This window comes from Hydrogenophaga sp. NH-16, assembly GCF_004006415.1.
In the GTDB taxonomy this organism is placed as follows: Bacteria; Pseudomonadota; Gammaproteobacteria; order Burkholderiales; family Burkholderiaceae_C; genus Hydrogenophaga; species Hydrogenophaga pseudoflava.
Genome location: NZ_CP029344.1, coordinates 632,834 through 656,654 on the forward strand (window position 1 = coordinate 632,834; position 23,821 = coordinate 656,654).

Below are 23,821 nucleotides of genomic sequence, written 5' to 3' on the forward strand. Positions count from 1 at the left end.
GCCCTTTTCTTTTCTCTGTTTGCTCTCTACCGGAGATCTCGTCATGAGCTCTTTCAAGGACCGGCTGCCTCCCATCAGCCAGATGGGGCCTTTCATTGCCCTCGCGATCGCCTGTGCCATCTTCGGCATGACGACCGACAACTTCTTCACCGGCGCGAACTTCGCGCTGATCCTCCAGCAGGTCATGGTGGTGGGCGTGATCGCCATCGGCCAGACCCTGGTCATCCTGACCGCCGGCATCGACCTCTCGTGCGGCATGGTGATGGCCCTGGGCAGCATCGTGATGACCAAGTTCGCGGTCGAGCTGGGCGTGCCCGCGCCGCTGGCCATCCTCTGTGGCATCGGCGTGACGGCTGCTTTCGGCCTCATCAACGGCCTGCTGGTCACGCGCATCAAGCTGCCGCCCTTCATCGTGACCCTGGGCACGATGAACATCGCCTTCGCGATCACCCAGCTGTATTCCGGTGCGCAGACCGTTTCCGACCTGCCGCCCTTCATGACCGCGCTGGGCGGCACCTTCGACATCGCCGGCGCGCCGGTCGCCTACGGCACCGTGGTGATGGTGTTGCTGTACCTGGGCGCCTGGTTCTGGCTGCGCGAGACCGCCTCGGGCCGCCATGTCTACGCCGTGGGCAACAGCCCCGAGGCCACGCGCCTGGTCGGCATCCCGACCGACCGCGTGCTGCTGTGGGTGTACGTGCTGGCTGGCGTGTTCTACGGCATCGCTTCGCTGCTGCTGGTGGCCCGCACCGAGGTGGGCGACCCGAACGCCGGACAGACCGAGAACCTGGACGCCATCACCGCCGTGGTGCTGGGCGGCACCAGCCTGTTCGGCGGCCGCGGCATGATCCTCGGCTCGCTGGTCGGGGCCATCGTGGTCGGCGTGCTGCGCAACGGATTGACGCTGATGGGCGTCTCGTCGGTGTACCAGGTGCTGATCACCGGCATCCTGGTGATCATCGCCGTGACTGTGGACCAACTCTCCCGCAAAGGAGCCCGGTAATGAGCACTTCCCACAAACTCGTGATGCAGGCCAAGGGCCTGGTCAAGCGCTACGGCCAGGTCACCGCGCTCGACGGTGCGGACTTCGAGCTGCGCGCCGGTGAAATCCTGGCGGTGATCGGCGACAACGGCGCCGGCAAGTCCAGCCTGATCAAGGCGCTCTCGGGCGCCACCATTCCCGACGAGGGCGAGATCTACCTGGACGGTCAGAAGATCCACTTCAACACCCCGATCGACGCGCGCCGCGCCGGCATCGAGTGCTGCTACCAGGACTTGGCCGTGGCCCCCGCCATGACTATCACCGAGAACCTATTCCTGGGCCGCGAGATGCGCCGCGAAGGTTTTCTGGGCAACACCCTGCGCATGCTGGACAAGAAGAAGATGCTGGAAATTGCCGTGCAGCGTATGGCCGATCTCAAGGTGGGCATCCGTTCCATGACACAGGCGGTGGAGACGCTCTCGGGCGGTCAGCGCCAGTGCGTGGCGGTGGCCCGCGCCGCGGCCTTCGCGCAGCACGTGGTCATCCTGGACGAACCGACCGCCGCGCTGGGCGTGAAGGAAGGCAACATGGTGCTGGAGCTGATCCGCCGCGTGCGCGACAAGGGCCTGCCCGTGATCCTGATCAGCCACAACATGCCGCACGTGTTCGAGATCGCCGACCGCATCCACATCGCCCGTCTGGGCAAGCGCGCCTGCGTGGTCAACCCCAAGACGATCAGCATGAGCGACACGGTGGCGGTGATGACGGGCGCGCGCGATCCCGCGACGCTGCCCGCGGAATGTCTGGCCTGAGGACGCACCATGCTCAAAGGAATTGATCCCCTGCTCAGCCCGGAGCTGCTCAAGCTGCTGGCCGAGATGGGGCACGACGACGCGGTGGTGCTGGCGGATGCCAACTTCACCGCCATGAGCCTGGGCGCCGGCAAGCCGGTGCTGCGCCTGCCGGGCGTCGGCATGATTCGAACATTGGAGGCGGTGGTGAGCGTGTTTCCCCTGGCCGAGGATGTGACCCATCCCGTGGCCTACATGCAGGTGAGCGACACGCCGGAAGGCTACCGGTCGGCCCTGCAACGCGAGGCTGTGGCCCTGCTGGCATCGGCCGGTCTGCCGCCCGAACGCGTGCAGGCGGTGGAGCGCTACGAGTTCTACGAGCGTGTGAAGAAGGCCTACGCCATCGTCGTCACCGGCGAGCTGGAGCCCTGGGGCAACTTCCTGCTGCGCAAGGGTGTGCTGGGACAGGCCCTGCGGCCCTGAGGCGTGTCACACTCGCCGGCTGTGAGCGAAGACAAGCACCCCCAAGAGCCGATCGATCCGCCGGCGCCGGACGGTGGCGCCGACGCGGGCGACGCCCCGCGCCTGCGCCAGCGCGGCTCGAACCAGATTGGCATGCGCCAGTTCAACGACCGCGTCGTGCTGCAGGCGCTGCGGGTGCACGGCAGCATGCCCAAGGCAGAGCTGGCGCGGCTGACCGGGCTGACGGCACAGACCATCGGCCTGATCACCGCCCGTCTGGACGAAGACCAGCTGCTGGTGCGCGAAGCGCCGGTGCGTGGCCGGGTCGGCCAGCCCTCGGTGCCGCTGGGCCTGAACCCCGACGGCGCGTTTGCCGTGGGCATCAAGATCGGCCGGCGCAGCGCCGACTGGCTGCTGGTCGACTTTCTCGGCCGGGTGCGCCAGCGCCTGTCGATTGCCTATCCGTTCCCGGACGCGGCGTCGCTGCTGCCGGAAATCGAGAAGAACCTCAACCGCCTGCTCGACGACCTGGGCGGTCTGCGCAGCCGGGTGGTCGGCGTGGGCGTGGCGGCGCCGTTCCAGCTGGGCGGCTGGCACCGCATGCTGGGCCTGACCGAGGCCCAGTCCGACGCCTGGACCCACCTCGACCTCGCCGCCGAGGTGCAGGCCATGACCGAGCTGCCGGTCAGCTTTGCCAAGGACACCTCGGCCGCCTGCGTGGCCGAGCTTCTGCAGGGGCGCGGGCGCGACCTGCACAGTTTCCTGTATCTCTTCATGGACACCTTCGTCGGTGGCGGGCTGGTGATCGATTCGCACCTGCACCGCGGGGTGAACGGCAACGCGGGCGCGGTGGCCTCGCTGCCGCTGCAGGTGGCCGCGTCGGCGAACCCGCGCGAACTGCCGCCGCAGCTGATCAGCCAGGCCTCGCTGTGGGACCTGGAACAGCGCTTCCGCGAACACGGGCTGGACCCGATGGCCGCCTACGATGCGCGCGCCCTGGCCGGCCACTGGCTGCCTTACACCCGCGAGTGGATCGATCGTGCGGCGCTGGCGCTGGCGCACTGCGTGGTGGCGGGCACGGCCTTCCTCGACGTGGAGGCGGTGGTGATCGATGGCGTGGTGGTGCCCGACCTGCTGCGCGAACTCTGGCAACGCACCGGTGAGGCGCTCAAGGCCTACAACCCCGAAGGTCTGCTCGCGATGCCCCGGCTCGAACTCGGCACCATCGGCTCCGACGCGCGTGCGCTCGGCGGGGCGCTGCTGCCGCTGCACGCGAGCTTTGCGCCGGATCGGGATCTGTTCCTGAAGGTCTAGACGCCGGGCGCCAGGCCCTGCGCGGTCAGGTGCAGTGTGCGGTCCGCGCGCGCCGCGGCGTGTTCTGAATGGGTGACCAGGATCAGCGAGGCGCCGTTCTCCCGCGTCTGCGCCTGCAGCAGGTCCATCACCTGCGCCGCGGTGGACGGGTCGAGGTTGCCGGTGGGCTCGTCGGCCAGGATCAGGCGGGGCTTGTGTACGAGCGCACGCGCAATCGCCACGCGTTGCAGCTGACCGCCCGAGAGCTGGGCCGGCAGCCGTTCGCCCAGGCCCGCCAGCCCGACCGCCTCCAGCACCTGCGCCACCTGCGCCGGATCGGGGCGTTTGAGCAGCAGCAGCGGCAGACCGACGTTCTGCGCCACGTCCAGGTGCGGCAGCACATGGAAGGCCTGGAACACGAATCCCAGCGCCTCGCGACGCCAGTGGGCCCTCTGGGTCTCGTTGAGCCGCCCGAGGTCGGTGCCGTCGAGGGAGATCGACCCGTCCTGCCAGTCGTCCAGCGCCGCCATGCAGTTGAGCAGGCTGGACTTGCCCACGCCCGACTCGCCGACGATGGCGACGAACTCACAGGGGGCGACGGTGAGGGAGACGTTGGAGAACACGGGTGTGTCGCCGTAGCGTTTGCCCAAATCCTGGATCACCAGACTCATGACCGGCCTTCCATCAGGGGCGCGACCTCCGCCAGCACCTGCGCCAGCGCATCGGGCGCATCGCAGGCGATCACGCGCCGCTGCGGCATCGAGCGCAGCCAGGTGATCTGGCGCTTGGCGAGCTGGCGCGTGGCGAAGATGCCGCGGTCGCGCAGTTCGGCTTGCTGGGCAGCATTCAGCGGCGCGTCGGCAGCGGCGTCCAGCGCCTCCCAGGCCTGGCGGTAGCCGACGCAGCGCATCGAGGGCAGGTCCGGGTGCAGGTCGCCGCGCGCGCGCAGGCGCCGCACCTCGTCCACGAAGCCGTCGGCCAGCATGGCGTCGAAGCGCTGGGCGATGCGCCCGTGCAGCCACCCGCGGTCGGCGGGTTCCAGGCTGAGGAAGGCGCCTTCCGGAACCGGGTTGTCCGCCGTCCGGCGGTCGCCGGTCTGGAACGACGAAATCGGACGGCCCGACACCTCAAACACTTCAAGCGCGCGCTGGATGCGTTGGGCATCGTTGGGCGCAAGCCGGGCGGCGGTGGCCGGGTCGATTTTCGCCAGTTCGGTGTGCATCGCTGGCCAACCGTGTGCGGCGGCGGCCGCTTCGATGCGCGTGCGCACGTCGGCGTCGGCGGGCGGCATGTCGTCCAGGCCCTGCATCAGGGCCTTGAAATACAGCATGGTGCCGCCCACGAGCAGCGGCGTGCGGCCGCGAGACCGGATTTCTTGGATCAGCCGCTGCGCGTCGCGCACGAAGTCGGCCGCGCTGTAGGCGTTCAGTGGGTCGGTGATGTCGATCAGGTGGTGCGGCACCTGCGCCTGTTCCTCGCGCGAGGGCTTGGCGGTGCCGATGTCCATGCCCCGGTAGACCAGTGCCGAATCGACGCTGATGATTTCGACCGGCCAGCGCTGGGCGATGGCGAGCGCGGTGGCGCTTTTCCCGCTGGCGGTGGGACCGGCGAGCGCAATGCAGCGCACGGGCTCAGCGGGCATCGCTTGCTCCGGTGGTGACGCGCACCGGCGGCGTTTTCACCTCGCCATGGCGCTGCACCAGGGTCCAGGCGGTCAGCGCGATCAGCACGCTCCAGAACCACAGGCCATCGGTCAGCGGCCGCACGCTGCCCGGGTTTTCGGCCAGGCTTTTGCCGAGCCAGCCGCCCATGAAGAAGGCGGTCAGCATCATCAGGCAGCCGCTCATGGCCGAGGCCGCGCCGGCCGCCTGCGGGAACGGGCCGACGGCGCCGCTCTGGCCGCAGGGCTGGTGCACACCATGGCCGAGCATGAACAGGACGAAGGGGCCGAGGATGGCGGCCGGGTGCTGGATGCCCGCCAGCGCCAGCAGCCCCATGGTGCTGCCGGCCAGCAGGGTGCAGCCGCCGGCGATGGCGACCGTGAGCCGCACGCCCAGGCTCTGCAGCAGGCGGCGGCAGATGAATGTGCCCACGATGTAGGACAGCGACATCACCAGCATCAGCAGGCCGTAGGCGGTCTTGCTCAGGCCCAGCACGCCAATGAACACAAACGACGAGGCGGCCAGGAAGGTGAACAGGCCGCCGTAGGAGGTGGCCGAGAGCAGGGTGAAGGCCCAGAAGGTTGGGTGGCGCAGGATGCCGGCCCAGGTGCGCAGCAAGGTCAGCGGCTCCAGCGCGCGCGGGTTCTTCTGCGCCAGGGTCTCTTCGAAGCGCCAGACCAGCAGTGCCAGCGTGCCGGCACCGAACACGGCCAGCGCCAACAGGGCCACCCGCCAGCCGGCGAGGTCGGCCAGCAGACCGCCGATCGGCGCGCTTGCGCAGGCGATCACGCCCAGGCCGGTGAGACCCTTGGACATCACCCGAGCGCCATCCACAGGCGCATACAGGTCGCGCACCACGGCGCGCGCACACATCACGCCCGCACCCATGGCCATGCCCTGCAGGATGCGCCAGACGATGAGCTGCTCCATCGACGCTGAAAACGTGCTGCCCACCGCGGCCAGCACATACAGGGCGGTTCCGACCAACAGGACCGGGCGGCGGCCGAAGCGGTCGGACAGCGGTCCCCAGACCAGCTGGGAGAGGCCGAAGGCCAACAGCAGGGCGGTGAGCGTCAGCTGCGCCTGCGGCATGCTGGCGCCGAAGCCCTGGGTGATCGAGGGCAGGGCGGGCAGGTAGAGGTCGGTGGTGACCGGCTGCAGGCCCAGCAGCAGCGAGAGCACCAGCACGATCAGGCCGGGCGACATGGCGGAACGGGAAGCGGACATCCGATCGAGGTTAGCAGATGCCCTCATGTTCAACCGGGGCGACGCCGAAAGCGGCGCGGGGGGTCAACGCATTCCGAACAGCTCGGCCAGGGCCACGCGGTACTGCGGCTGCCCCACCGCGTTGGTGTTGTGGTGCGACCCGCCCTCCACCAGCTCGAAGCGCTTGGGGCCGGTGGCGGCCTCGTACAGCTTGCGGCCCAGTTCCGGCGCGATGGTGCGGTCCTCGCTGCCATGTACCACCAGCAGTGGCGAGCCGATCTTCTTGACCCGTTCCACGGTCTCGAAGCGCTGGGTGATCAGCGGGCCGACCGGCAGCCAGCCCCACTTGTAGGAGGCGACCACGTCGGGAATCGAGGTGAAGGTGCCTTCGACCAGGGTACCGGCCTCGTCCTGCACCTGGGCCGCCAGGTCGATGGCGATGGCGCCGCCCAGCGAATGGCCGAAGATGTAGCGCGGCTGGTCGGGGTACTGCCGGGCGAGCCAGTCCCAGGCGGCACGAGCGTCCTCGTAGGCCATGGTTTCGGAGGGCAGGGTATTGGTGCTCTTGCCAAAACCGCGGTAGTCCACCGCCAGCACCGAGAAGCCCAGTTCCTGCATGCGCCGCGCGCGGAAGGCCGAGCCGACCACGTTGAAGCGGGCGCCGTGCAGGTAGAGCAGCACGGGGGCCTTGGGGTCGCTCCCGAAGCGTTCGTGCGCGCTCCACAGCCCGTGCAGTTTCACCGGCCGGCCGGTTTCCCGGGACTGGAATTCGATCCACACGTCCTGCATGCCCTGTGCCGCCTCTTCGCCTCGCCACCAGCTGCGGTCCGAGGGCTGGAAGATCCAGCCGCGCTGGCGTTCGTCGAGGGTGGCGCAACCGGCCAGCACGGCGGCGGAGAGCAGGACGAGGGCGATCAGGCGTTTCATGGGCTTACACGATCCTCCGGGCCGGTGGAAAGTTCACTGCCGGCGCGCCGGCCGGTCGCCGCCGGGCACTCACCGGTTGACACGGGCGCCCGTCCTGCCTACATTGCCGCTCATGCTGCGCATCCACCACCCGACGACCTCGTGTCGCGTTCTGTCGCCTCTTGCGACGGAACCGGGTGTGCGCGTGCCCGTCCACACCTTAGGTGGTGGCGCGACGGCCGCACATTCCTGAGCCCGGCGATCCCCTTCCTCTCCCACTCATCCGCGCCACGCGCGATCGCCGGGCCCCTCGACCAGAGCGCATAGCCGTTCCCCGCTTGCTCGGCCGGGACGGGCCTTTTCTGGAGCCGACATGTCCCTTTTTTCCCGTGGCGACCGCATCGTCACCGAACTTGATCTCGTCCGCCTGCACAAGCTGGGCGCCCACCGCATGCCCGCCGGTCTGCCCGACGCGCTCGATCTGGCCGAACAGGTGCCCTCACCCGAGGTGCCTGCCGACGTGGTGACCATGTATTCGCAGATCGAAATCCTCGAAGCGGGCGAAACGGCGCCGCGCAGGCTCACCCTGTGTTATCCCGAAGACGCCGAGCCGGCCCAAGGTTTCATCTCGGTGCTGTCTCCGGTGGGCGCCAGCCTGCTGGGGCTGCGCGTCGGTGGGCGCGCGCACTGGCACACGCCGCAGGGCGAGCCCCGCTCGGCCCGGGTGACAGCCATCCTGTTCCAGCCCGAGGCGAGCGGCGACTACACCACCTGATGCGTCAGACCACGCCCTGCGCCAGCATGGCGTCGGCCACCTTGACGAAGCCGGCGATGTTGGCGCCGTCGATGTAGCTCACGCTGCCATCGGTGCGCTGGCCGTGCTTGACACAGGCGGCGTGGATGCCCTGCATGATCTGCAGCAGGCGGGCGTCCACCTCTTCGCGCGTCCACGACAGGCGCATGGCGTTCTGGCTCATCTCCAGGCCCGAGGTGGCCACGCCGCCGGCGTTCGATGCCTTGCCCGGTGCGTACAGCACGCCGGCCGCTTCGAATGCCTTGGCGGCCTCGATGGTGGAGGGCATGTTGGCGCCTTCGGCCACGCAGAGCACACCATTGGCGATCAGGGTGCGTGCATCGGCCTCGTCCAGCTCGTTCTGCGTGGCGCATGGCAGGGCCACGTCCACCGGCACGTGCCAGGGGCGCTTGCCGGCCTCGAACTTCACCCCGGTGCGTTCGGCGTAGTCGCTCACTCGGCCGTAGTGGTGGTTTTTCACGTCCATCAGGATGGCCAGCTTCTCGGGCGAGAAGCCGGCCTCGTCGACGATGGTGCCGCTGGAGTCGGAGACGGTGACCACCTTGGCGCCCAGGGCCATGGCCTTCTCGACGGCGTACTGCGCCACGTTGCCCGAGCCGGACACCGAGACGCGCATGCCCTGGAAGGACTTGCCGCGGGTCTTGAGCATCTCTTCCGCGAAATACACCGTGCCGTAGCCGGTGGCCTCGGGGCGGACCAGTGAGCCGCCGAAGGACAGGCCCTTGCCGGTGAACACGCTGGCGGCGCTGTTGGCCAGTTTTTTGTACATGCCGGCCATGTAGCCGACCTCGCGGCCGCCCACGCCGATGTCACCGGCCGGCACGTCGGTGTCCGGGCCCACATGGCGGAACAGCTCCATCACGAAGGCCTGGCAGAAGCGCATGACTTCGGCCGGGCTCTTGCCCTTGGGGTCGAAGTCCGAGCCACCCTTGCCGCCACCCATGGGCAGGGTGGTCAGGGCGTTCTTGAAGGTCTGCTCGAAGGCCAGGAACTTGAGCACCGACAGCGTCACCGAGGGGTGGAAGCGGATGCCGCCCTTGTAGGGGCCGATCGCCATGCTGTGCTGGATGCGGTAGCCGCGGTTGACCTGCACCTGGCCATGGTCGTCGACCCAGGACACGCGGAACATGACCACGCGCTCGGGCTCGACCAGGCGGTCGAGCAGTCCTTGCTCGGCGTACTTGGGGTGGGCGGCGATGAAGGGCCAGAGGCTTTCCATCACCTCGGTGACCGCCTGCAGGAACTCGGGCTGACCCGGGTTGCGGGCTTCAACGTGGGAAAGAAAGTCGTGGACCGAGGCGTATTTCATGCGTGTGATGCTCCAGAAAAGTGCATGAGAGTATGCAAAACCCGCATTTCATGATCCAAAAGGCACATGAATGTGGCGTGAGGCCCGCTAATGGTGCGAGCGAAAGCCGCGCAACCAAGGGCTTTCCCTCGGCTGTGCTTGCGTTTGGTGCGGTGTGTCAGCGGCCGCGCAGGAACAGCGCGTCCAGGTCTTTCATGCCCAGCTGGCGCCAGGTCGGGCGGCCGTGGTTGCACTGGTCGCTGCGCTCGGTCACTTCCATCTGGCGCAGCAGGGCGTTCATCTCGTCCAGCGTCAGGCGGCGGTTGGCGCGCACCGCGCCGTGGCAGGCCATGGTGGCCAGCAGCTCGTTGCGGGCACGTTGCACCACGGTGCTGGCGTCGTGCTGGCTCAGCTCGGCCAGCACGCTGCGGGCCAGCTCCACCGGGTCGCCCGCGGCCAGGGTGGTGGGCACGGCGCGCACCGCCAGGGTCCTGGGCGAGAAGGGCACGATCTCCAGCCCCAGCTGGGTCAGCACCTCGGCCGCGGTCTCGGCGGTGGCGACCTCGTCGGGCGTGGCGGCAAACGTGGCCGGGATCAGCAGCGGCTGGCTGGCGATCTGGTGCGCGTCGAGCTGCTGCTTGAGGCGTTCGTAGACGATGCGTTCGTGGGCGGCGTGCATGTCCACCACGACCAGGCCCTGGGCGTTTTCGGCCAGGATGTAGACGCCGTGCAACTGGGCCACCGCGCGGCCCAGCGGCCATTCGCCATCGGGCAGGGGGGCGGGCGCTTCCTGCGTGGCCGGGGTAGGTGCGAACACCGGTTCGGCGCGGCGGATGTCGGGCGCGTCCAGCGGCGCCGCAATCCGCTCCGACGGGCGCCAGAGCGCTTCAAGGTCGCTCACGCGCTGGCCGACCTGCGGCGCCTCGGGGCGCCACGGCAGGGGCTGCTGGCGCGGCACCGGGCTGAGGAAGGAGGATGCGGGCGCTTCGCTCGGTGCCATGGCGGATGGCGCAGTGGTGATGGGCAGCGTCTGCGCCGACCGCGGCGCGGCCAGCGCACCTTCCACGGCGTGGCGCACCGCCTGGTGCACCTCGCGGCTGTCGCGGAAGCGCACCTCGATCTTGGTCGGGTGCACGTTCACGTCCACCCGTGTCGGGTCGATGCTCACGTAGAGCGCGTAGACCGGCTGGCGGTGGCCGTGCAGCACGTCTTCATACGCGCTGCGCGCGGCGTGGGTGATGACCTTGTCGCGCACAAAGCGGCCGTTGACGTAGGCGAACTGCCAGTCGGCGCGCGAGCGGGCGGCGTCGGGCACACCGGCAAAGCCCCAGACGCGCAGGCGCTGCTGGCCTCCGGCGGTGGCGGCTTCGCCGGGCACGTCGCTGGCCGGCCAGTTCACCGCCACGGCGTTGTCAATGAATTCTTCGCCCAGCACGTCGGCCAGGCGGCGGCGCAGCGCGTCCAGCAGGTGCTCGCCGCCGGCCAGGTCGGGCGCCACCGCGCGCCACTGGGCCACCAGCTTGCCGTCGTGCCAGATGGCAAAACCGACTTCGGGCCGCGCCAGCGCGTGGCGGCGCACGGCTTCGAGGCAGTGGGCCAGCTCGGTGCTCTCGGACTTGAGGAATTTGCGCCGCGCCGGCGTGGCGAAGAACAGCTCGCGCACCTCCACCGTGGTGCCGCGCGCGCGGGCGGTGGGCTGCAGTTCGCCACTGCGGCCGTCGAGCAGCCAGCCGTGGGCCGAGCCTTCTTCGGTGCGGGTCAGCACCGAGACCTCGGCAATCGAGCAGATGGCGGCGAGCGCCTCGCCGCGGAAACCCATGGTGTCCACGGCTTCCAGGTCGTTCAGGCTGGCGATCTTGCTGGTGGCGTGTCGCTTGAGCGCGGTGGGCAGTTCCTCGCGCAGGATGCCGGTGCCGTCGTCTTCCACGCTGATGAGGCGCACGCCGCCGGCCTGCAGCCGCACGGTGATCTGGGTGGCCCCGGCGTCCAGCGCGTTGTCCACCAGCTCGCGCACCACCGAGGCGGGGCGTTCGACCACCTCGCCAGCCGCAATCTGGCTGATCAGCTCGTCGGGCAGTTCTCGGATCGGGCGGCGGTGGGCGGGCAGGGGGGCGTTCACCGGGGCATTCTAGGCGCGGGGCAGCGCCCGGGGATAATCGCGGGCTATGGATTTCGCCCTCTACCTGATCGACTTCATCCTGCACGTGGACAAGCACCTGCAAGCCTTCGTACAAGCCTACGGCGCCTGGGTCTATGCCCTGCTGTTCCTCATCATCTTCGTCGAGACCGGCCTGGTGGTCATGCCCTTCCTGCCGGGCGATTCGCTGCTGTTCATCGTCGGGGCGCTCTGCGGCGCCGGGCTGATGGACTGGAGCATCGCGGCCGGGCTGATGCTGGCCGCCGCCATCCTGGGCGACCAGACCAACTACAGCATCGGGCGCTATTTCGGCCCCAAGGTGTTTCAGTGGGAGAGCTCGCGCTTCTTCAACAAGAACGCCTTCAACCAGGCGCACAACTTCTACGAGCGCTACGGCGGCGTGACCATCATCCTGGCGCGCTTCATGCCCTTCATCCGCACCTTCGCTCCGTTCGTGGCCGGGGTGGCCGAGATGACGCGCAGCAAGTTCACCGCCTACAACGTGATTGGTGCGGTGATCTGGGTGATCGGCCTGACCGCTGCGGGCTACTTCTTCGGCAACCTGCCCTGGGTGCAGGCCAACCTCTCCAAAATCATCTGGGCGCTGATCTTCGTGCCGGGTCTGATCGCCATCTTCGGCGGCTGGCGTGCGGCGAAGGCCGAGAAGGCCCGGGCCGCGGCCGGGCAGGCCTGATCAGGCCTGCTGCTTGCGCGCCAGCGGCGGATTCGCCGCGAAGTACTTGACAATGCCCTTGAGCAGGGCGTCGGCCAGCTGGTTCTGGTAGGCCTCGCTGCGCAAGCGGGCCTCTTCGTCGGGGTTGCTGATGAAGGCCGTCTCGACCAGCACGCTGGGAATGTCCGGCGCCTTGAGCACCGCAAACCCGGCCTGTTCCACCCGCGGCTTGTGCAGCTTGCCCACGCGGCCCACCTCGGCCAGCATCGCGCCGCCGAGCTTGAGGCTGTCCTTGATCTGCGCCGTGGTGCTCATGTCCAGCAGCGTGCGGGCTACGGTCGCGTCCTTGGACTTGACGTTGATGCCGCCCACCAGGTCGGCGGCATTTTCCTTGTTCGCCATCCAGCGCGCGGCCGCGCTGCTGGCGCCCTTGGTGCTCAGCGCAAAGATGCTTGCGCCCTGCGGGCGTGGCGTCATGAAGGCGTCGGCATGGATGCTGATGAACAGGTCGGCGCGCACCCGCTGCGCCTTCTTCACCCGCGTGCCCAGGGGCACGAAGAAATCGGCGTCGCGTGTCATGTAGGCGCGCATCGGGTTGCCGTTGACCGTGGTCGCGTTGATGCGCTCGCGCAGGCGGTAGGCCACCTGCAGCACCACGTCTTTCTCCTGCGTGCCGCCAGGGCCGATGGCGCCCGGGTCTTCGCCGCCGTGGCCCGGGTCGAGCGCCACGATGATCAGACGCTCGGTCTTTTTACCGGGTGTGGCCTTCGGGTCACCGGCTGGGGCGGGTTTGCCGGCTGTGGCGCCGGGTGCCTTGGGCGGTTCCGGTTTGTCGTGGCGGGCAATGAGGTCGGCCAGCGGGTCGCCTGCCGGCAGGTCTGGCATGTCCCGCAGTTCGGCCCCCAGCAGGTCGGCGGCGCGCCGGGCCGATTCGTCGACTGCGGCCGTGTGCTGGCGGATCAGTTCCTCGAAGGGGTCGACCGTCTGCACCGGGTAGAGGTCGAGCACCAGCCGGTGGCCGTAGGCCGCGACCGGTTCGAGGTTGAACACCTGGGGCTTGATCGGTTTCTTCAGTTCCACCGTCAGGCGCGCGACGTTGGCGCTGACCGGCGCCACGCGGATCGCCGCGATGTTCGGGTCGTCGCTTTGCAGCTTGCCGACCAGTTCGCGCATGCCCTCGATCAGGTCGATGCCTTCGATCTCGACCACCAGGCGGTGGGCCTGGTCCACCGTGGTCTTCTGCGCCTTGAGCTCGCCGTCGGACTCGATGGTCACGCGCGTGTAGTCCTGCGCCGGCCAGATGCGCACCGCCACCACGCGCCCCGCGTGCGCCAGGTGCGGTGCGCCGATCAGCAGCACCAGCGCGCCGGCCTGCAGCAGGCGGCGGCGGTCGGGGTGGGGCGTCGGTCGGGTCATGTGTTCAGGGCAGCCAGCAGGTGCCGGCCGGTGTCGGTGAAGGCCTGCATCGTCACCAGGCGCGGGCCATCGGCGAAATCGGTGTCGTCGTCGGGCGCCTCCTCCGGCCCGATGGTCAGTGCCGCGTCCACCGCGCCCATGAGGCCGGCGGCGCGCTCGGGCCATTCCACCAGCTTGAGGCCGGGGCTCGCAAACAGTTCCCGGAAACCCGCGTCTTCCCACTCGCGAGGGTCGCCGAAGCGGTAGAAATCAAAGTGCCAGGCCGACAGGGAACCGTGCGGCCCGGTCTCGGCGCGGTGCGGCTCGACCACCGCATAGGTTGGGCTCTTGATGCGGCCCTGCACGCCCAGCGCCCGCAGCAGGTGGCGCACGAAGGTGGTCTTGCCGGCGCCGAGGTCGCCGGCCAGGGTGAGGGTGGCGTTGGTGATCGCCGGGCTGGCGGCCAGCCGCTGCGCGAAGCCGGCGGTGCCCGCTTCGTCCACCCAGCGGCCTTCCCAGCGCGTGCCGTCGGGGGAGGGCGTTCCTACAATGGGCGGACGATGCGATCCGGATTCGATGCTGCTCAACTGATCACTCAGGTACAGGCCTGGGGCCGGGAACTTGGATTCTCCCAAATCGGGGTGGCCGGTATCGACCTTTCAGACGCCGAACCGGGCCTTTCGGCCTGGTTGTCGGCCGGATTTCACGGTGGTATGGACTACATGGCGCGCCACGGCATGAAGCGCGCGCGCCCGGCCGAGCTGGTGCCCGGCACCGTGAGCGTGATCACCGCGCGCATGGACTACCTGCCACGGTACACGCCCGAGGACTGGACCGAACAGGAACTGGCCCGCCCGCAGCGCCCGGGCGAGGCCATCGTCTCGGTCTATGCCCGGGGGCGCGATTACCACAAGGTGCTGCGCAGCCGCCTGCAGCAACTGGCCGAGCGCATCGAAGCCGCCGTCGGCCCGCTCGGTCACCGTGTGTTCACCGACTCCGCGCCCGTGCTCGAAGCCGAGCTTGCCCGCCGCAGCGGCCAGGGCTGGCGCGGCAAGCACACGCTGATCCTCAGCCGCGAGGGCGGCTCGATGGCCTTTCTCGGCGAGATCTACGTCGACCTGGCGCTTCCGCCCACCGCAGCGGTCAGCGACCACTGCGGCTCCTGCAGCGCCTGCATGGCCGTCTGCCCCACGCAGGCCATCGTCGCGCCGTACCGTCTCGACGCGCGGCGTTGCATCTCTTACCTCACCATCGAACACGACGGCCCGATTCCCGAGAGCCTGCGCCCGCTGATCGGCAACCGCATCTACGGCTGCGACGACTGCCAGCTCGTCTGTCCCTGGAACAAGTTCGCGCAGCGCAGCCCGCTGCCCGACTTCGACCCGCGCGAGGGCCTGACCGGCGCAACCCTTGTCGAGCTGTTCGGCTGGAGCGAAGAAGAGTTCCTGCGCCGCACCGAAGGCAGCCCGATCCGCCGCATCGGCCACGCGCGCTGGCTGCGGAACATCGCGGTGGCGATGGGCAATGCGCTGCGGCAGGCCGACGAGCCGGTCACCCGCGCGGCGCTGGCCGCGCACACCGCGCACCCCGACCCGGTGGTGCGGGAGGCTGTGGCCTGGGCCTTGTCGGCGTAAGCTGCTCAACGCTTTCTCCCTTTCTCCAGGAAGCCGCCGCATGTCCCACGCCGAAACCGAACTCAAGCTGCTGCTCCCGGGGGCACAGCCCTCGACCATCGAAGAGCGGCTGCGCCGGCTCGGTGCACTGGCGCGCCGCCGGCAGGCCACGCACTGGCTGTGGAACGTCTACTTCGACACGCCGGACCAGCAACTGCGCCAGCAACGCCACGCGCTGCGCCTGCGCTGCATCTCGGACATACCTTGGCGCGCCAACGCCAGCGCGGCGACGGTGCGTGGCGAATGGGTGCAGACCTTCAAGTCCGCGGGCGTTTCCCAGGGTGGTCTGAGCCGCCGTGGCGAGTGGGAGCGCCGCCAGCCTTCCGGCCGGCTCGATCCGGAGGCGCTGCGTGAGACGCCCTGGGCCGATCTGGACCCCGACGGCCGCCTGTTCGGCCAGTTGACCCCGTGCTTCGAGACCCGCTGCCGCCGCACCGTCTGGACCCTGCACCGCTACCAGGGCGCAACCATCGAGGTCGCGCTGGACATCGGCGAGATCGCCGCCTGCGGCCGGTCGGAGCCGATCCTGGAACTGGAGTTCGAACTGTTGCAGGGGCCGTCCGACGCCCTGTTCCATCTGGCCCGGCAGGTCGCGTCCGAGGTGGCCGTGCTGCCCTTCGACCAGAGCAAGGCCGAGCGCGGCTACCGGCTGGCGCAGGACCAGCCGCGCGAAGCCTCGCCGGCCCAGGCGGTGCACCTGGCGCCGGGCACCGGGCCGCAGCAGGCGGTTGTGCAGGCGCTGGCGGCCTGCTTCGACCACTTCAGCCGCAACCTTGCGTGCACGCTGGTGTCGGACGACCCCGAGGTGGTGCACCAGGCGCGCGTCGGCTGGCGGCGCTGGCGCAGCGCGGTCCGGCTGTTCGCGCCCTGGCTGCCCGGCCGGCCCGATGCCGACGGCCTGCGGCCCCTGCTGGCCGAATTGGGCCGGATGCGCGACCTGGACGTGCTGCGCGTCGACACCCTGGGGCGCTGGTTGCCCGCCTTTGTTGACGAAGATGCTCAGCGCCAGCGCATCGCCGATGTCGCACTCGAACGCATCGACGAGGCGCGCCGGGCGCAGCGCAGGCGGCTGCGGGATGCCCTGGCCGCGCCGGGAACCGGCCAGACCCTCCTGGCACTGGCGCAGGGGCTCTTCCAGTTGGCCACAGCGCAGACCGCAGCGGGTGCATACGACACCCCCTGGGCGCGCAAGCGCATCCGCAAGCTGCGCCGCCGCCTGGACGCTGCACTGAAAGCCAGCCGGCGGGCGCCTGCGGACCTGGAAAAAGACCACCGCGTCCGCATCCAGGCCAAACGGGTGCGCTACGCGGCCGAGATACTGCGCGACCTGCTGCCCGCCCGGCGCACCAAGGGGCTCACCCGGGCTGCCATCGAAGTCCAGACCCGCCTGGGGGCCGAGCGGGACCTGCGGCAGGCGGTGCGTCTGCTGGAGGAGCTGCGGACTGATGCCGCGCTGACCTCGTTTCTGCGCGGGGTGCTGACCGGCCTACATGGGTGATCGACTCACACGGTCCTGTGCATCACCGGTCCGATGACAAGGCTGCGGTCGCGAGTGCTGCAGTTGGCGTCCATTGGGGGCATTGATCAGCTGGTGTAGGCCCGCCGCAATTCCCGCTTCAACAGTTTGCCGCTCGGATTCTTCGGCAGCGCCTCAGCGAACACCACGCGCTTGGGGCATTTGAAATGCGCCATGTGTTCGCTGCAATGCGCCATCACCTCATCCTCGGTCAATGACTGTCCGGCCTTGACCACGATCACGGCGGTGACCGCTTCCACCCATTTCGGGTCGGGCAGGCCGATCACCGCCACCTCGCTGACGGCGGGCAGGCGGTAGATCATTTCTTCCACCTCGCGGCTGGCGACGTTTTCGCCGCCGGTCTTGATCATGTCCTTCTTGCGGTCGACGACGGTGATGTAGCCCTCGGCGTCGATGGTGGCCAGGTCACCGCTGTGGAACCAGTCGCCGCTGAAGCTGGCAGCGGTCTTTTCGGGGTCGTTGAAGTAGCCGAGCATCAGGTGCGGCGAGCGGTGCACGATCTCGCCGACTTCGCCCACGGCCACGTCCTGCATGTCGTCGTTCACCACGCGGGTCTCGACGTTGATCACCGCCTTGCCGCACGAGCCCGGTTTGCGCAGCTGGTCCTCGGGCGCCAGCATGGTCGCCAGCGGCGCAATCTCGGTCTGGCCGTAGAGGTTCCACAGGCGAACATTCGGCAGCCGCGCCGCCAGTTCCTTCAAGACTTCCACCGGCATGATCGACGCGCCGTAGTAGCCCTTGGCCAGGTGCCTGAGCTTGTCTGCGTCGAACAGCGGTGAGCGCAGCAGCGCGATCCAGACCGTGGGCGGTGCGAAGAAGCTGGTGATCTGGTGCTGTTCCAGCAGCGCCAGCAGGTGGTCGGGCGTGGGCTTGCCGGTGATGACGTTGCGGCTGCCGATGTAGATGGCGGGGCCGAAGAACACGTCCAGCTGCGCGCAGTGGTACAGGGGCAGGGCGTGCAGCGTGCGGTCGGCTTCGGCCACCTCGGCGTTGATGACGCAGCTGACGTACTGCCAGAGCACCGCGTCGTGCGTGAGCATGGCTCCTTTGGGCATGGACTCGGTGCCGCTGGTGTAGACGATCTGCGCCAGGTCGTGGCTCTTGGTGCCCACGGCCGGCAGCGGGTCGGTGCAGGCGGTCAGCTCGTCGAAGCGGTGCATGCCCGGCGCCGGCTCGGTGGGGTCTTCGCTGGGCAGCCAGATGAACTGCTGCACCTGCGTCTCCAGCGCCGAGGCTTCGCGCGCCAGGCCGGCCAGGCCGCTGTCGGCGGCCAGGGTGCGGGCGCCGGCGTGGCGCAGGATGTAGGCCACCTCTTCGGCCTTGAGCATGAAGTTGATCGGCACCAGCACCGCGCCGCGGCGGGCCAGCGCGAAGCGCAGCGCCGCGAAGCCGTGCGAGTTGCGCGCCAGCACCGCCACCTTGTCGCCTTCGCCCACGCCGATCCGGTGCAGACCTGCCGCCAGCCGCGTGACCAGGGCGTCGAATTCGGCGTAGGTCCAGCTGGTGGCGCCGCAGGTGATCGCGGTCTTGGCCGGCAGGCGCCGGGCGGTGCGGTGCAGCGCGTCGGCGATGGTCTGGCGGCGGATGGCGGGAGCGAGCGGGGGCAGGGGCTTGGCGGTCATGGGCGAAATCTCCTGTTGTCTCCAGTTACAGCGGCCCGTTTTATCATCGCCCGAATGTCCGGTCCACCGCTCGTTTCCACTGCCCTCGACCGCTCGCTCGGCGGCTGGGGCCGTCGTGTCCGGGCCTCCTGGGCTTCGTGGTGGCATGTGCTGCTGCTGGGCGCGCAGGTGATGGTGCTGGCCCTGGCGCCGTCGAGCTACGCGCAGGGCGCGCAGCGCAGCGCGGTGCTGCAGCAGATCTACCGCGCCTCCACACCGCTGATGCCCGGCTTCCTCACGCTGTCGGCGCTGCTGAGCCTGGTGCTGATCCGTATCGTGGTCGCGACCGCCTACAGCTATGGGCTGTCGCAGTACGCGCTGGAGGTGCTGGTGCGCACCCTGGTGCTGGAGATCATTCCGCTGTACGCCGCGATGTTCGTGGCGCTGCGCCACACCATGCCCGAGGCCCAGCGCATCCGCAGGCGGCTGTCGCAACAGCACCGCAGCGGCGTGCAGCACGAGCAGCAGACCCTGCTGCGCACCGAGCTGCTGCCGCGCGCGCTGGGGGGCATCTTCTCGGTGCTGCTGCTGGCGGCGGTGAGCTGCGTGATCGCCCTGGTGCTCACCTATTTCAATGTCTACGGCTTCTCGCACTGGGCGCTGCCTGCCTACACACTCGCGGTCGGGCAGGTGTTCAAGCCGGCCGTGGTGCTCATCTTCAGCCTCAAGACCCTGTTCTTCAGCCTGTCGGTAGCCATCGTGCCGCTGGCCGCCAGCGCTCGGCGCGACGAGGCCGGCGGTTTCGGCCGCCTGAGCGATATCTCCGAATTCGCGCGCCTGCTGTCGGTGCTGCTGCTGGTGGAGGTGACCTCGCTGCTGGGCAACTACTACTGATCCATGGACCGTTCAACGATGAACCCTGCCGACCATGTCCCGCCGCCGGAGCCCACGCCGCCTCCGGTGAAGAACCTGGAGTTCAAGGCGGCGCTGCTGCTCGCTTTCCTGCTGTTGCTGGTGGTGGGCTCGGCGCTGTACGTGGCCTACGCGCGCGGCGCCTTTGAGCGCACCCAGCGGCTGGTGCTGGTGGCGCCCGACTCGGAGGGCGTGTCGGTGGGCATGAACCTCACCTTCGCCGGTTTTCCCATCGGCCGCGTCGGGCGCATCGAACTGGCCGAGGACGGCAATGTGCAGATCCTGGTGGACGTGCCGGTGAAGGACGCGAAGTGGCTGCGCAGCTCCAGCATCTTCACCATGGAAAAGGCGCTGGTGGGTGGCACCAAGATCAAGGCCTTCAGCGGCGTGCTGACCGATCCACCGCTGGAAGACGGCGCGGTGCGCCAGGTGCTCAGCGGCGACGCGGCGGCCGAAATCCCGGGCATTGTGGCGTCCATCAAGGAGTTGATTGGCAACCTCAATGCCCTGACGAACGCCGACGCGCCGCTGCCGCAGAGCCTGGTGCATCTGCAGGGCACGGCGGCGAAGCTCAACGGGCCGCAGGGGGCGATGGGCGCGCTGTTCGGCAACGAGGCGGACGCGAAGAAGGTGGTCGAGGCCATCGACCGGGCCAACACGCTGCTGGCGCGGGTGGACCAGCTCACCGGCCGGCTCGACAGCCTGGTGGCCAACGCCGACAAGCAGGTGTTCGGCCAGGGTGCCGGCCCCGGCGGCACCGCGCAGGGTGGCCTGGTGCAGGACGCGCGCGGCACGGTGAAGCAGCTCGACGGCCTGCTGGCGGACGCCCGCACCAGCCTTCAGAAGGTGGACCAGCTGCTGGTCGACGCGCAAGCCATCACCGCCAACACCCGTGAGGCCACCACCGACCTGCACCTGCTGCGCGCCGAGGTCGACGCCAGCCTGCGCAAGGTGGAGTCGCTGATCAACGAGGTCAACCGCCTGTGGCCGCTCAAGCGCGACGCCGAAATCCAGCTCAAATGAACATGACACTTCGAAGCGCCCTCTGGCTCTGCTGTGCCTCGCTCCTGGTGGCCTGCAGCAGCACGCCGCCGCCGCCCGACTGGCAGATGAACGCCAAGAGCAGCGCCGAGCGCGCGGCCGAGGCCTGGCTCAGCGGCAACACCAAGGTGGAAGAGGTGGAGTTCCTGCGCGCGCGCGGCGAGGTGGCGCGCACCGCGCAACCGGCGCTGCTGGCGCGGCTGGAGCTGACGCGCTGTGCCACCCGTGTGGCGGCGCTGGTGTTCGAGCCCTGCGCGGGTTACGAGGCGCTGGCACCCGACGCGGCGCCGGCCGAGCAGGCCTATGCGCGCTACCTGGCCGGCCAGGCGACGGCGGCCGATGCGGCGCTGCTGCCGCCCGCGCACCGCGGTCTGGTGGGTACCGCGCCGGCCAGCCTGGGCGACATTGAGGACCCGCTGTCGCGCCTGATCGCGGCCGGTGTGCTGCTGCAGCGCGGGGCCGCGTCACCGGCGGTGGTGGCGGACGCGGTGGAAACCGCTTCGCAGCGCGGCTGGCGCCGGCCGGTGCTGGCCTGGCTGAGCGTGCAGCTGCGACAGGCCCAGACCGCGGGCGCTGCGGACGAGGCGGCGCGCATCCAGCGGCGCATCCAGCTGCTGGCGCCCTGAACGCCTGTCAGCGCCGCGGTCTCACCACTCCGCGAAGCTGCCGTCCTTGTGGCGCCAGACCGGGTTGCGCCAGCGGTGGCCCTCGGCCGCGCGTTCGCGCACATAGGCCTCGTTGACCTCGATCCCCAGGCCCGGGCCGGTGGGAATCTTCACCATGCCGTCCTCGTAGGCGAACACCTCGCGGTTGTTCACGTAGTCCAGCAGGTCGTTGGCCTGGTTGTAGTGGATGCCCAGGCTCTGCTCCTGGATGAAGGCGTTGTAGCAGCCCGCGTCGATCTGCAGGTTGGCCGCCAGCGCGATGGGCCCCAGCGGGCAGTGCAGCGCCAGCGCCACGTCGTAGGCCTCGGCCATGGCCGCGATCTTGCGGGTTTCGGTGATGCCGCCGGCATGTGAAGGGTCGGGCTGGACAATGTCCACATAGCCTTCGGACAGGATGCGCTTGAAGTCCCAGCGCGAGTACAGCCGCTCGCCCAGCGCGATGGGCATGGTGGCCACATGGGCCAGCTCCTTGAGCGCCTCGTGGTGCTCGCTGAGGACGGGTTCCTCCACGAACATCAGCTTGTACGGCGCCAGCTCGCGCAGCAGCACCTTGGCCATGGGTTTGTGAACCCGGCCGTGGAAGTCCACGCCGATGCCCACGTTCGGCCCCACGGCCTCGCGCACCGCGGCGACGTTGGCCAGGCAGCGCTCCACCTTGTCGTGGCTGTCGATGAACTGCAGCTCCTCGGTACCGTTCATCTTGACGGCGGTGAAGCCGCGCGCCACGGCCGCCTGCGCGGCGGCGGCGGTGTCGGCCGGGCGGTCGCCACCGATCCAGCTGTAGACGCGGATGCGATCACGCACCTGGCCGCCCAGCAGGTCGGAGACGCTCACGCCCAGGGCCTTGCCCTTGATGTCCCACAGCGCCTGGTCGATGCCGGCCAGTGCGCTCATGTGGATGCCGCCGCCGCGGTAGAAGCCGGCGCGGTACATCACGGTCCAGTGGTCTTCGATCTGGCACGGGTCTTTGCCGATGAGGTAATCCGAGAGCTCGTCGACCATGGCGGCGACAGTGTGGGCGCGGCCTTCGAGCACCGGCTCGCCCCAGCCGACGATGCCCTCGTCGGTCTCGATCTTGAGGAAGCACCAGCGCGGCGGGACGATGAAGGTGGTGAGGCGGGTGATTTTCATGAGGGGCGATGAATCAGACGGCGGCGTTGGCCTGCTGCCAGGCGCGGACGAAGGCGGTGGCCCGCTGCGCCACGGTGGCGGCGTCGTCGCCGGCCCGGTAGAGCGCGCTGCCCAGACCGAAGCCGGAGGCGCCGGCCGCGAGGTAGGGTTGGATCGCGTCCGGTGTGATGCCGCCCACCGGCACGATGGCCACCGGTGGCGTGAGCACCGCACGCCAGGCCTTCAGGCCCGTGGGGCCGAGGGTCTCGGCCGGGAACATCTTGAGCACGTCGGCGCCTGCGGCCAGCGCGGCGAAGGCTTCGGTGGGCGTGGCCACGCCGGGTGCGCAGGCCAGGTCCAGGGCCTTGGCCGCACGAATGACGGCTGGGTCGCTGTGCGGCATCACCACCAGCTGGCCACCGGCCGCGGCGATCTGCGCGCAGGCTTCGGGCTGCAGCACCGTGCCGGCGCCCACCAGGGTGTTGCCCGGCAGGGCCTCGCGCAGGATGCGGATGCTTTGCAGCGGATCGGGCGAGTTCAGCGGCACTTCGATCAGGCGGATGCCGGCGCCGTGCAGGGCCAGGCCGATGTCGCGCGCTTCCTCGGGCCGCAGGCCGCGCAGGATGGCGATCAATCCGTGGGTGGAGAGGGTCTGGCGGAACAGGGAAGAGGGGGTCATGCGGAACGGCGGACAGGGGTGGGGACGGCCAGACCGGCGGCCTGCGCGATGCGCCACAGGCCCAGCGGTGTGACGCCGGAGCGGATTTCGGGTGCCGGATGGCCCTGTGCTTCCAGCGCGGTGGCGTAGCGCACGCACAGCAGCGGCTCGCCGCACAGCACCACCGGGGTGCGGTCCTGCAGCGCGGGTGCCAGCGCCGCCACCTCGTGCCCGATCAGCAGGCCCGAGAGGTAGTCGGGCTGGGCGCTGCCGGTCAGCTGGCCGGTGAGGCCCAGGGTGCGCACGCTGAACACGGTGGAGAGCACGCCCAGCGCACCCAGCGGCGAGCGCGCCACGCGCAGGCCGCGCGCGAAGGCGGGCTCGTCGTGCGGGGAGCCCGCCACCATGGTGCGGCCCAGGATGGTGTGCTGCGACAGCGCGGCGTAGACCTCGCCGGTCATGAATGTTTCAAATCGCACGACGGCGCCGTCCTCGACCCAGGCCCACTTGGTGTGGGTGCCCGGCAGTCCGACCAGCAGGCGCTGCGGCGCGCGGCCCTCGTCGGCCAGGCTCTGGAGCACGCCGGCGATCTGGGTCTCTTCACCGCGCATCACATTGGGCAGTTCGCCGGCCTGCAGCAGGCCCGGCACCACGTGCAGGGGTTCGCCGCCCGGGCGTGCGATGACGGTCATGGCCGTGGCCAGTTCGCTGGCGCGGGCCGGCAGGGTTTGGTAGCGCGCCTCGCGCCAGCCCTGGGCACTGCCCACCATGCCGCAGGCGATCAGCGGGGTGTCCGCATGGGCCGCCAGCCAGTCGCCGCACAACCCCTGCAGCGCCGCCTCGAAGGCCTCCGCGGGCGTGGCGATGCCGGCACCGGCCGGCAGGTTCATCACACCGTGTTCGCTGCGGCGGGTGGCCAGCACCTGGCCGCCTGGGCCCAGGGCGTAGGCGCGCAGCGAGCTGGTGCCCCAGTCGAGGGCGAACACCACAGGACGGCTGGCCAGCGCGGTGTGCAT

At 69.6% G+C, this 23,821-nt stretch carries 23 protein-coding genes; 11 read left to right on the forward strand and 12 right to left on the reverse strand.

Going from position 1 to position 23,821, the window contains the following annotated elements; all coding sequences use genetic code 11:
- The first annotated feature begins 43 nt into the window (after window positions 1-43).
- The 4 genes from DD542_RS03050 to DD542_RS03065 all read left to right on the forward strand — a co-directional run bounded on the left by DD542_RS03050 (window position 44) and on the right by DD542_RS03065 (window position 3,549).
- Window positions 44-1,003, forward strand: coding sequence for an ABC transporter permease (locus DD542_RS03050; protein ID WP_127803707.1), 960 nt, complete (start codon window positions 44-46; stop codon window positions 1,001-1,003).
- Window positions 1,003-1,794, forward strand: coding sequence for an ATP-binding cassette domain-containing protein (locus DD542_RS03055; RefSeq protein WP_079365965.1), 792 nt, complete (start codon window positions 1,003-1,005; stop codon window positions 1,792-1,794). The genes DD542_RS03050 and DD542_RS03055 overlap by 1 nt, the downstream gene beginning before the upstream one ends.
- 9 nt (window positions 1,795-1,803) lie before the next feature.
- Window positions 1,804-2,256, forward strand: coding sequence for an RbsD/FucU domain-containing protein (locus DD542_RS03060; RefSeq protein WP_127803709.1), 453 nt, complete (start codon window positions 1,804-1,806; stop codon window positions 2,254-2,256).
- Window positions 2,257-2,388: 132 nt separating this feature from the next.
- Window positions 2,389-3,549, forward strand: a complete 1,161-nt coding sequence (locus DD542_RS03065) for an ROK family transcriptional regulator (RefSeq protein WP_084396994.1) — start codon at window positions 2,389-2,391, stop codon at window positions 3,547-3,549.
- Here DD542_RS03065 and DD542_RS03070 read toward each other — a convergent pair.
- The 4 genes from DD542_RS03070 to DD542_RS03085 all read right to left on the reverse strand — a co-directional run bounded on the left by DD542_RS03070 (window position 3,546) and on the right by DD542_RS03085 (window position 7,322).
- Window positions 3,546-4,199, reverse strand: coding sequence for an ABC transporter ATP-binding protein (locus DD542_RS03070; RefSeq protein ID WP_127803711.1), 654 nt, complete (start codon window positions 4,197-4,199; stop codon window positions 3,546-3,548). The genes DD542_RS03065 and DD542_RS03070 overlap by 4 nt on opposite strands.
- Window positions 4,196-5,170, reverse strand: coding sequence for a tRNA (adenosine(37)-N6)-dimethylallyltransferase MiaA (gene miaA / locus DD542_RS03075; RefSeq protein ID WP_127803713.1), 975 nt, complete (start codon window positions 5,168-5,170; stop codon window positions 4,196-4,198). The genes DD542_RS03070 and miaA overlap by 4 nt, the downstream gene beginning before the upstream one ends.
- Entirely contained in the window at window positions 5,160-6,416 is a 1,257-nt protein-coding gene (locus DD542_RS03080; RefSeq protein ID WP_206610759.1) for a Bcr/CflA family efflux MFS transporter, read from the reverse strand. Before DD542_RS03080 ends, miaA begins: the two co-directional genes overlap by 11 nt.
- 63 nt (window positions 6,417-6,479) lie before the next feature.
- Window positions 6,480-7,322: an alpha/beta fold hydrolase gene (locus tag DD542_RS03085; RefSeq protein ID WP_127803715.1), complete on the reverse strand. Its 843-nt coding sequence runs from the start codon at window positions 7,320-7,322 to the stop codon at window positions 6,480-6,482.
- Between the two features lie 352 nt (window positions 7,323-7,674).
- On the opposite strand from DD542_RS03085, the gene DD542_RS03090 reads away from it, so the two are divergent.
- On the forward strand, window positions 7,675-8,076 hold the full coding sequence (locus DD542_RS03090) for a GreA/GreB family elongation factor (RefSeq protein WP_127803717.1): 402 nt from the start codon (window positions 7,675-7,677) through the stop codon (window positions 8,074-8,076).
- 4 nt (window positions 8,077-8,080) lie between these two features.
- On the opposite strand, the gene gdhA is transcribed toward DD542_RS03090, so the two are convergent.
- Window positions 8,081-9,424, reverse strand: a complete 1,344-nt coding sequence (gene gdhA / locus DD542_RS03095; protein WP_127803719.1) for an NADP-specific glutamate dehydrogenase — start codon at window positions 9,422-9,424, stop codon at window positions 8,081-8,083.
- A gap of 157 nt (window positions 9,425-9,581) precedes the next feature.
- Window positions 9,582-11,522, reverse strand: a complete 1,941-nt coding sequence (mutL, locus tag DD542_RS03100) for a DNA mismatch repair endonuclease MutL (protein WP_127803721.1) — start codon at window positions 11,520-11,522, stop codon at window positions 9,582-9,584.
- A 46-nt stretch (window positions 11,523-11,568) separates the two neighbouring features.
- On the opposite strand from mutL, the gene DD542_RS03105 reads away from it, so the two are divergent.
- On the forward strand, window positions 11,569-12,234 hold the full coding sequence (locus DD542_RS03105) for a DedA family protein (RefSeq protein WP_127803723.1): 666 nt from the start codon (window positions 11,569-11,571) through the stop codon (window positions 12,232-12,234).
- On the opposite strand, the gene DD542_RS03110 is transcribed toward DD542_RS03105, so the two are convergent.
- Both DD542_RS03110 and tsaE read right to left on the reverse strand, forming a co-directional pair.
- Window positions 12,235-13,629, reverse strand: a complete 1,395-nt coding sequence (locus DD542_RS03110; protein ID WP_127803725.1) for an N-acetylmuramoyl-L-alanine amidase — start codon at window positions 13,627-13,629, stop codon at window positions 12,235-12,237.
- Window positions 13,626-14,111, reverse strand: coding sequence for a tRNA (adenosine(37)-N6)-threonylcarbamoyltransferase complex ATPase subunit type 1 TsaE (tsaE, locus tag DD542_RS03115; protein ID WP_241559766.1), 486 nt, complete (start codon window positions 14,109-14,111; stop codon window positions 13,626-13,628). The genes DD542_RS03110 and tsaE overlap by 4 nt, the downstream gene beginning before the upstream one ends.
- A gap of 57 nt (window positions 14,112-14,168) precedes the next feature.
- Between tsaE and queG the strand changes: the two genes are divergently transcribed.
- Together queG and DD542_RS03125 are read left to right on the forward strand one after the other, a co-directional pair.
- Window positions 14,169-15,242, forward strand: a complete 1,074-nt coding sequence (gene queG, locus DD542_RS03120) for a tRNA epoxyqueuosine(34) reductase QueG (protein ID WP_127803727.1) — start codon at window positions 14,169-14,171, stop codon at window positions 15,240-15,242.
- Between the two features lie 40 nt (window positions 15,243-15,282).
- A complete protein-coding gene (locus DD542_RS03125; protein ID WP_127803729.1) occupies window positions 15,283-16,779 on the forward strand; it encodes a CYTH and CHAD domain-containing protein in 1,497 nt (498 codons plus the stop codon).
- A gap of 86 nt (window positions 16,780-16,865) precedes the next feature.
- Here the strand turns inward: DD542_RS03125 and DD542_RS03130 are convergent, their stop codons facing one another.
- On the reverse strand, window positions 16,866-18,440 hold the full coding sequence (locus DD542_RS03130) for an acyl-CoA synthetase (protein ID WP_127803731.1): 1,575 nt from the start codon (window positions 18,438-18,440) through the stop codon (window positions 16,866-16,868).
- Window positions 18,441-18,494: 54 nt separating this feature from the next.
- Between DD542_RS03130 and DD542_RS03135 the strand changes: the two genes are divergently transcribed.
- Genes DD542_RS03135 through DD542_RS03145 form a run of 3 tightly spaced genes read left to right on the forward strand, consistent with a single transcriptional unit; the run spans window position 18,495 to window position 20,998 of the window.
- Entirely contained in the window at window positions 18,495-19,313 is an 819-nt protein-coding gene (locus DD542_RS03135; RefSeq protein ID WP_079365976.1) for an ABC transporter permease, read from the forward strand.
- An 18-nt stretch (window positions 19,314-19,331) separates the two neighbouring features.
- Window positions 19,332-20,354, forward strand: coding sequence for an MlaD family protein (locus DD542_RS03140; RefSeq protein ID WP_241559669.1), 1,023 nt, complete (start codon window positions 19,332-19,334; stop codon window positions 20,352-20,354).
- 2 nt (window positions 20,355-20,356) lie between these two features.
- Window positions 20,357-20,998 carry a hypothetical protein gene (locus DD542_RS03145; RefSeq protein WP_127803736.1) on the forward strand — a complete coding sequence of 214 codons (642 nt, stop codon included), beginning with the start codon at window positions 20,357-20,359 and terminating at the stop codon, window positions 20,996-20,998.
- 21 nt (window positions 20,999-21,019) lie between these two features.
- On the opposite strand, the gene dgoD is transcribed toward DD542_RS03145, so the two are convergent.
- Genes dgoD through DD542_RS03160 form a run of 3 tightly spaced genes read right to left on the reverse strand, consistent with a single transcriptional unit; the run spans window position 21,020 to window position 23,821 of the window.
- The gene (gene dgoD, locus DD542_RS03150; protein WP_127803738.1) at window positions 21,020-22,168 is read right to left on the reverse strand and encodes a galactonate dehydratase; all 1,149 of its coding nucleotides are present in this window, start codon (window positions 22,166-22,168) and stop codon (window positions 21,020-21,022) included.
- A gap of 13 nt (window positions 22,169-22,181) precedes the next feature.
- The gene (locus DD542_RS03155; RefSeq protein ID WP_127803740.1) at window positions 22,182-22,826 is read right to left on the reverse strand and encodes a 2-dehydro-3-deoxy-6-phosphogalactonate aldolase; all 645 of its coding nucleotides are present in this window, start codon (window positions 22,824-22,826) and stop codon (window positions 22,182-22,184) included.
- The gene (locus DD542_RS03160) at window positions 22,823-23,821 is read right to left on the reverse strand and encodes a 2-dehydro-3-deoxygalactonokinase (RefSeq protein WP_127803742.1); all 999 of its coding nucleotides are present in this window, start codon (window positions 23,819-23,821) and stop codon (window positions 22,823-22,825) included. Before DD542_RS03160 ends, DD542_RS03155 begins: the two co-directional genes overlap by 4 nt.

Coding starts and splice junctions, on each gene's coding strand:
- DD542_RS03050 (WP_127803707.1), top strand. CDS start 44: ATGAGCTCTTTCAAGGACCGGCTGCCTCCCATCAGCCAGATGGGGCCT.
- DD542_RS03055 (WP_079365965.1), top strand. CDS start 1,003: ATGAGCACTTCCCACAAACTCGTGATGCAGGCCAAGGGCCTGGTCAAG.
- DD542_RS03060 (WP_127803709.1), top strand. CDS start 1,804: ATGCTCAAAGGAATTGATCCCCTGCTCAGCCCGGAGCTGCTCAAGCTG.
- DD542_RS03065 (WP_084396994.1), top strand. CDS start 2,389: ATGCGCCAGTTCAACGACCGCGTCGTGCTGCAGGCGCTGCGGGTGCAC.
- DD542_RS03070 (WP_127803711.1), bottom strand. CDS start 4,199: ATGAGTCTGGTGATCCAGGATTTGGGCAAACGCTACGGCGACACACCC.
- miaA (WP_127803713.1), bottom strand. CDS start 5,170: ATGCCCGCTGAGCCCGTGCGCTGCATTGCGCTCGCCGGTCCCACCGCC.
- DD542_RS03080 (WP_206610759.1), bottom strand. CDS start 6,416: ATGTCCGCTTCCCGTTCCGCCATGTCGCCCGGCCTGATCGTGCTGGTG.
- DD542_RS03085 (WP_127803715.1), bottom strand. CDS start 7,322: ATGAAACGCCTGATCGCCCTCGTCCTGCTCTCCGCCGCCGTGCTGGCC.
- DD542_RS03090 (WP_127803717.1), top strand. CDS start 7,675: ATGTCCCTTTTTTCCCGTGGCGACCGCATCGTCACCGAACTTGATCTC.
- gdhA (WP_127803719.1), bottom strand. CDS start 9,424: ATGAAATACGCCTCGGTCCACGACTTTCTTTCCCACGTTGAAGCCCGC.
- DD542_RS03105 (WP_127803723.1), top strand. CDS start 11,569: ATGGATTTCGCCCTCTACCTGATCGACTTCATCCTGCACGTGGACAAG.
- DD542_RS03110 (WP_127803725.1), bottom strand. CDS start 13,629: ATGACCCGACCGACGCCCCACCCCGACCGCCGCCGCCTGCTGCAGGCC.
- queG (WP_127803727.1), top strand. CDS start 14,169: ATGCGATCCGGATTCGATGCTGCTCAACTGATCACTCAGGTACAGGCC.
- DD542_RS03125 (WP_127803729.1), top strand. CDS start 15,283: ATGTCCCACGCCGAAACCGAACTCAAGCTGCTGCTCCCGGGGGCACAG.
- DD542_RS03130 (WP_127803731.1), bottom strand. CDS start 18,440: ATGACCGCCAAGCCCCTGCCCCCGCTCGCTCCCGCCATCCGCCGCCAG.
- DD542_RS03135 (WP_079365976.1), top strand. CDS start 18,495: ATGTCCGGTCCACCGCTCGTTTCCACTGCCCTCGACCGCTCGCTCGGC.
- DD542_RS03140 (WP_241559669.1), top strand. CDS start 19,332: ATGAACCCTGCCGACCATGTCCCGCCGCCGGAGCCCACGCCGCCTCCG.
- DD542_RS03145 (WP_127803736.1), top strand. CDS start 20,357: ATGACACTTCGAAGCGCCCTCTGGCTCTGCTGTGCCTCGCTCCTGGTG.
- dgoD (WP_127803738.1), bottom strand. CDS start 22,168: ATGAAAATCACCCGCCTCACCACCTTCATCGTCCCGCCGCGCTGGTGC.
- DD542_RS03155 (WP_127803740.1), bottom strand. CDS start 22,826: ATGACCCCCTCTTCCCTGTTCCGCCAGACCCTCTCCACCCACGGATTG.
- DD542_RS03160 (WP_127803742.1), bottom strand. CDS start 23,821: ATGCACACCGCGCTGGCCAGCCGTCCTGTGGTGTTCGCCCTCGACTGG.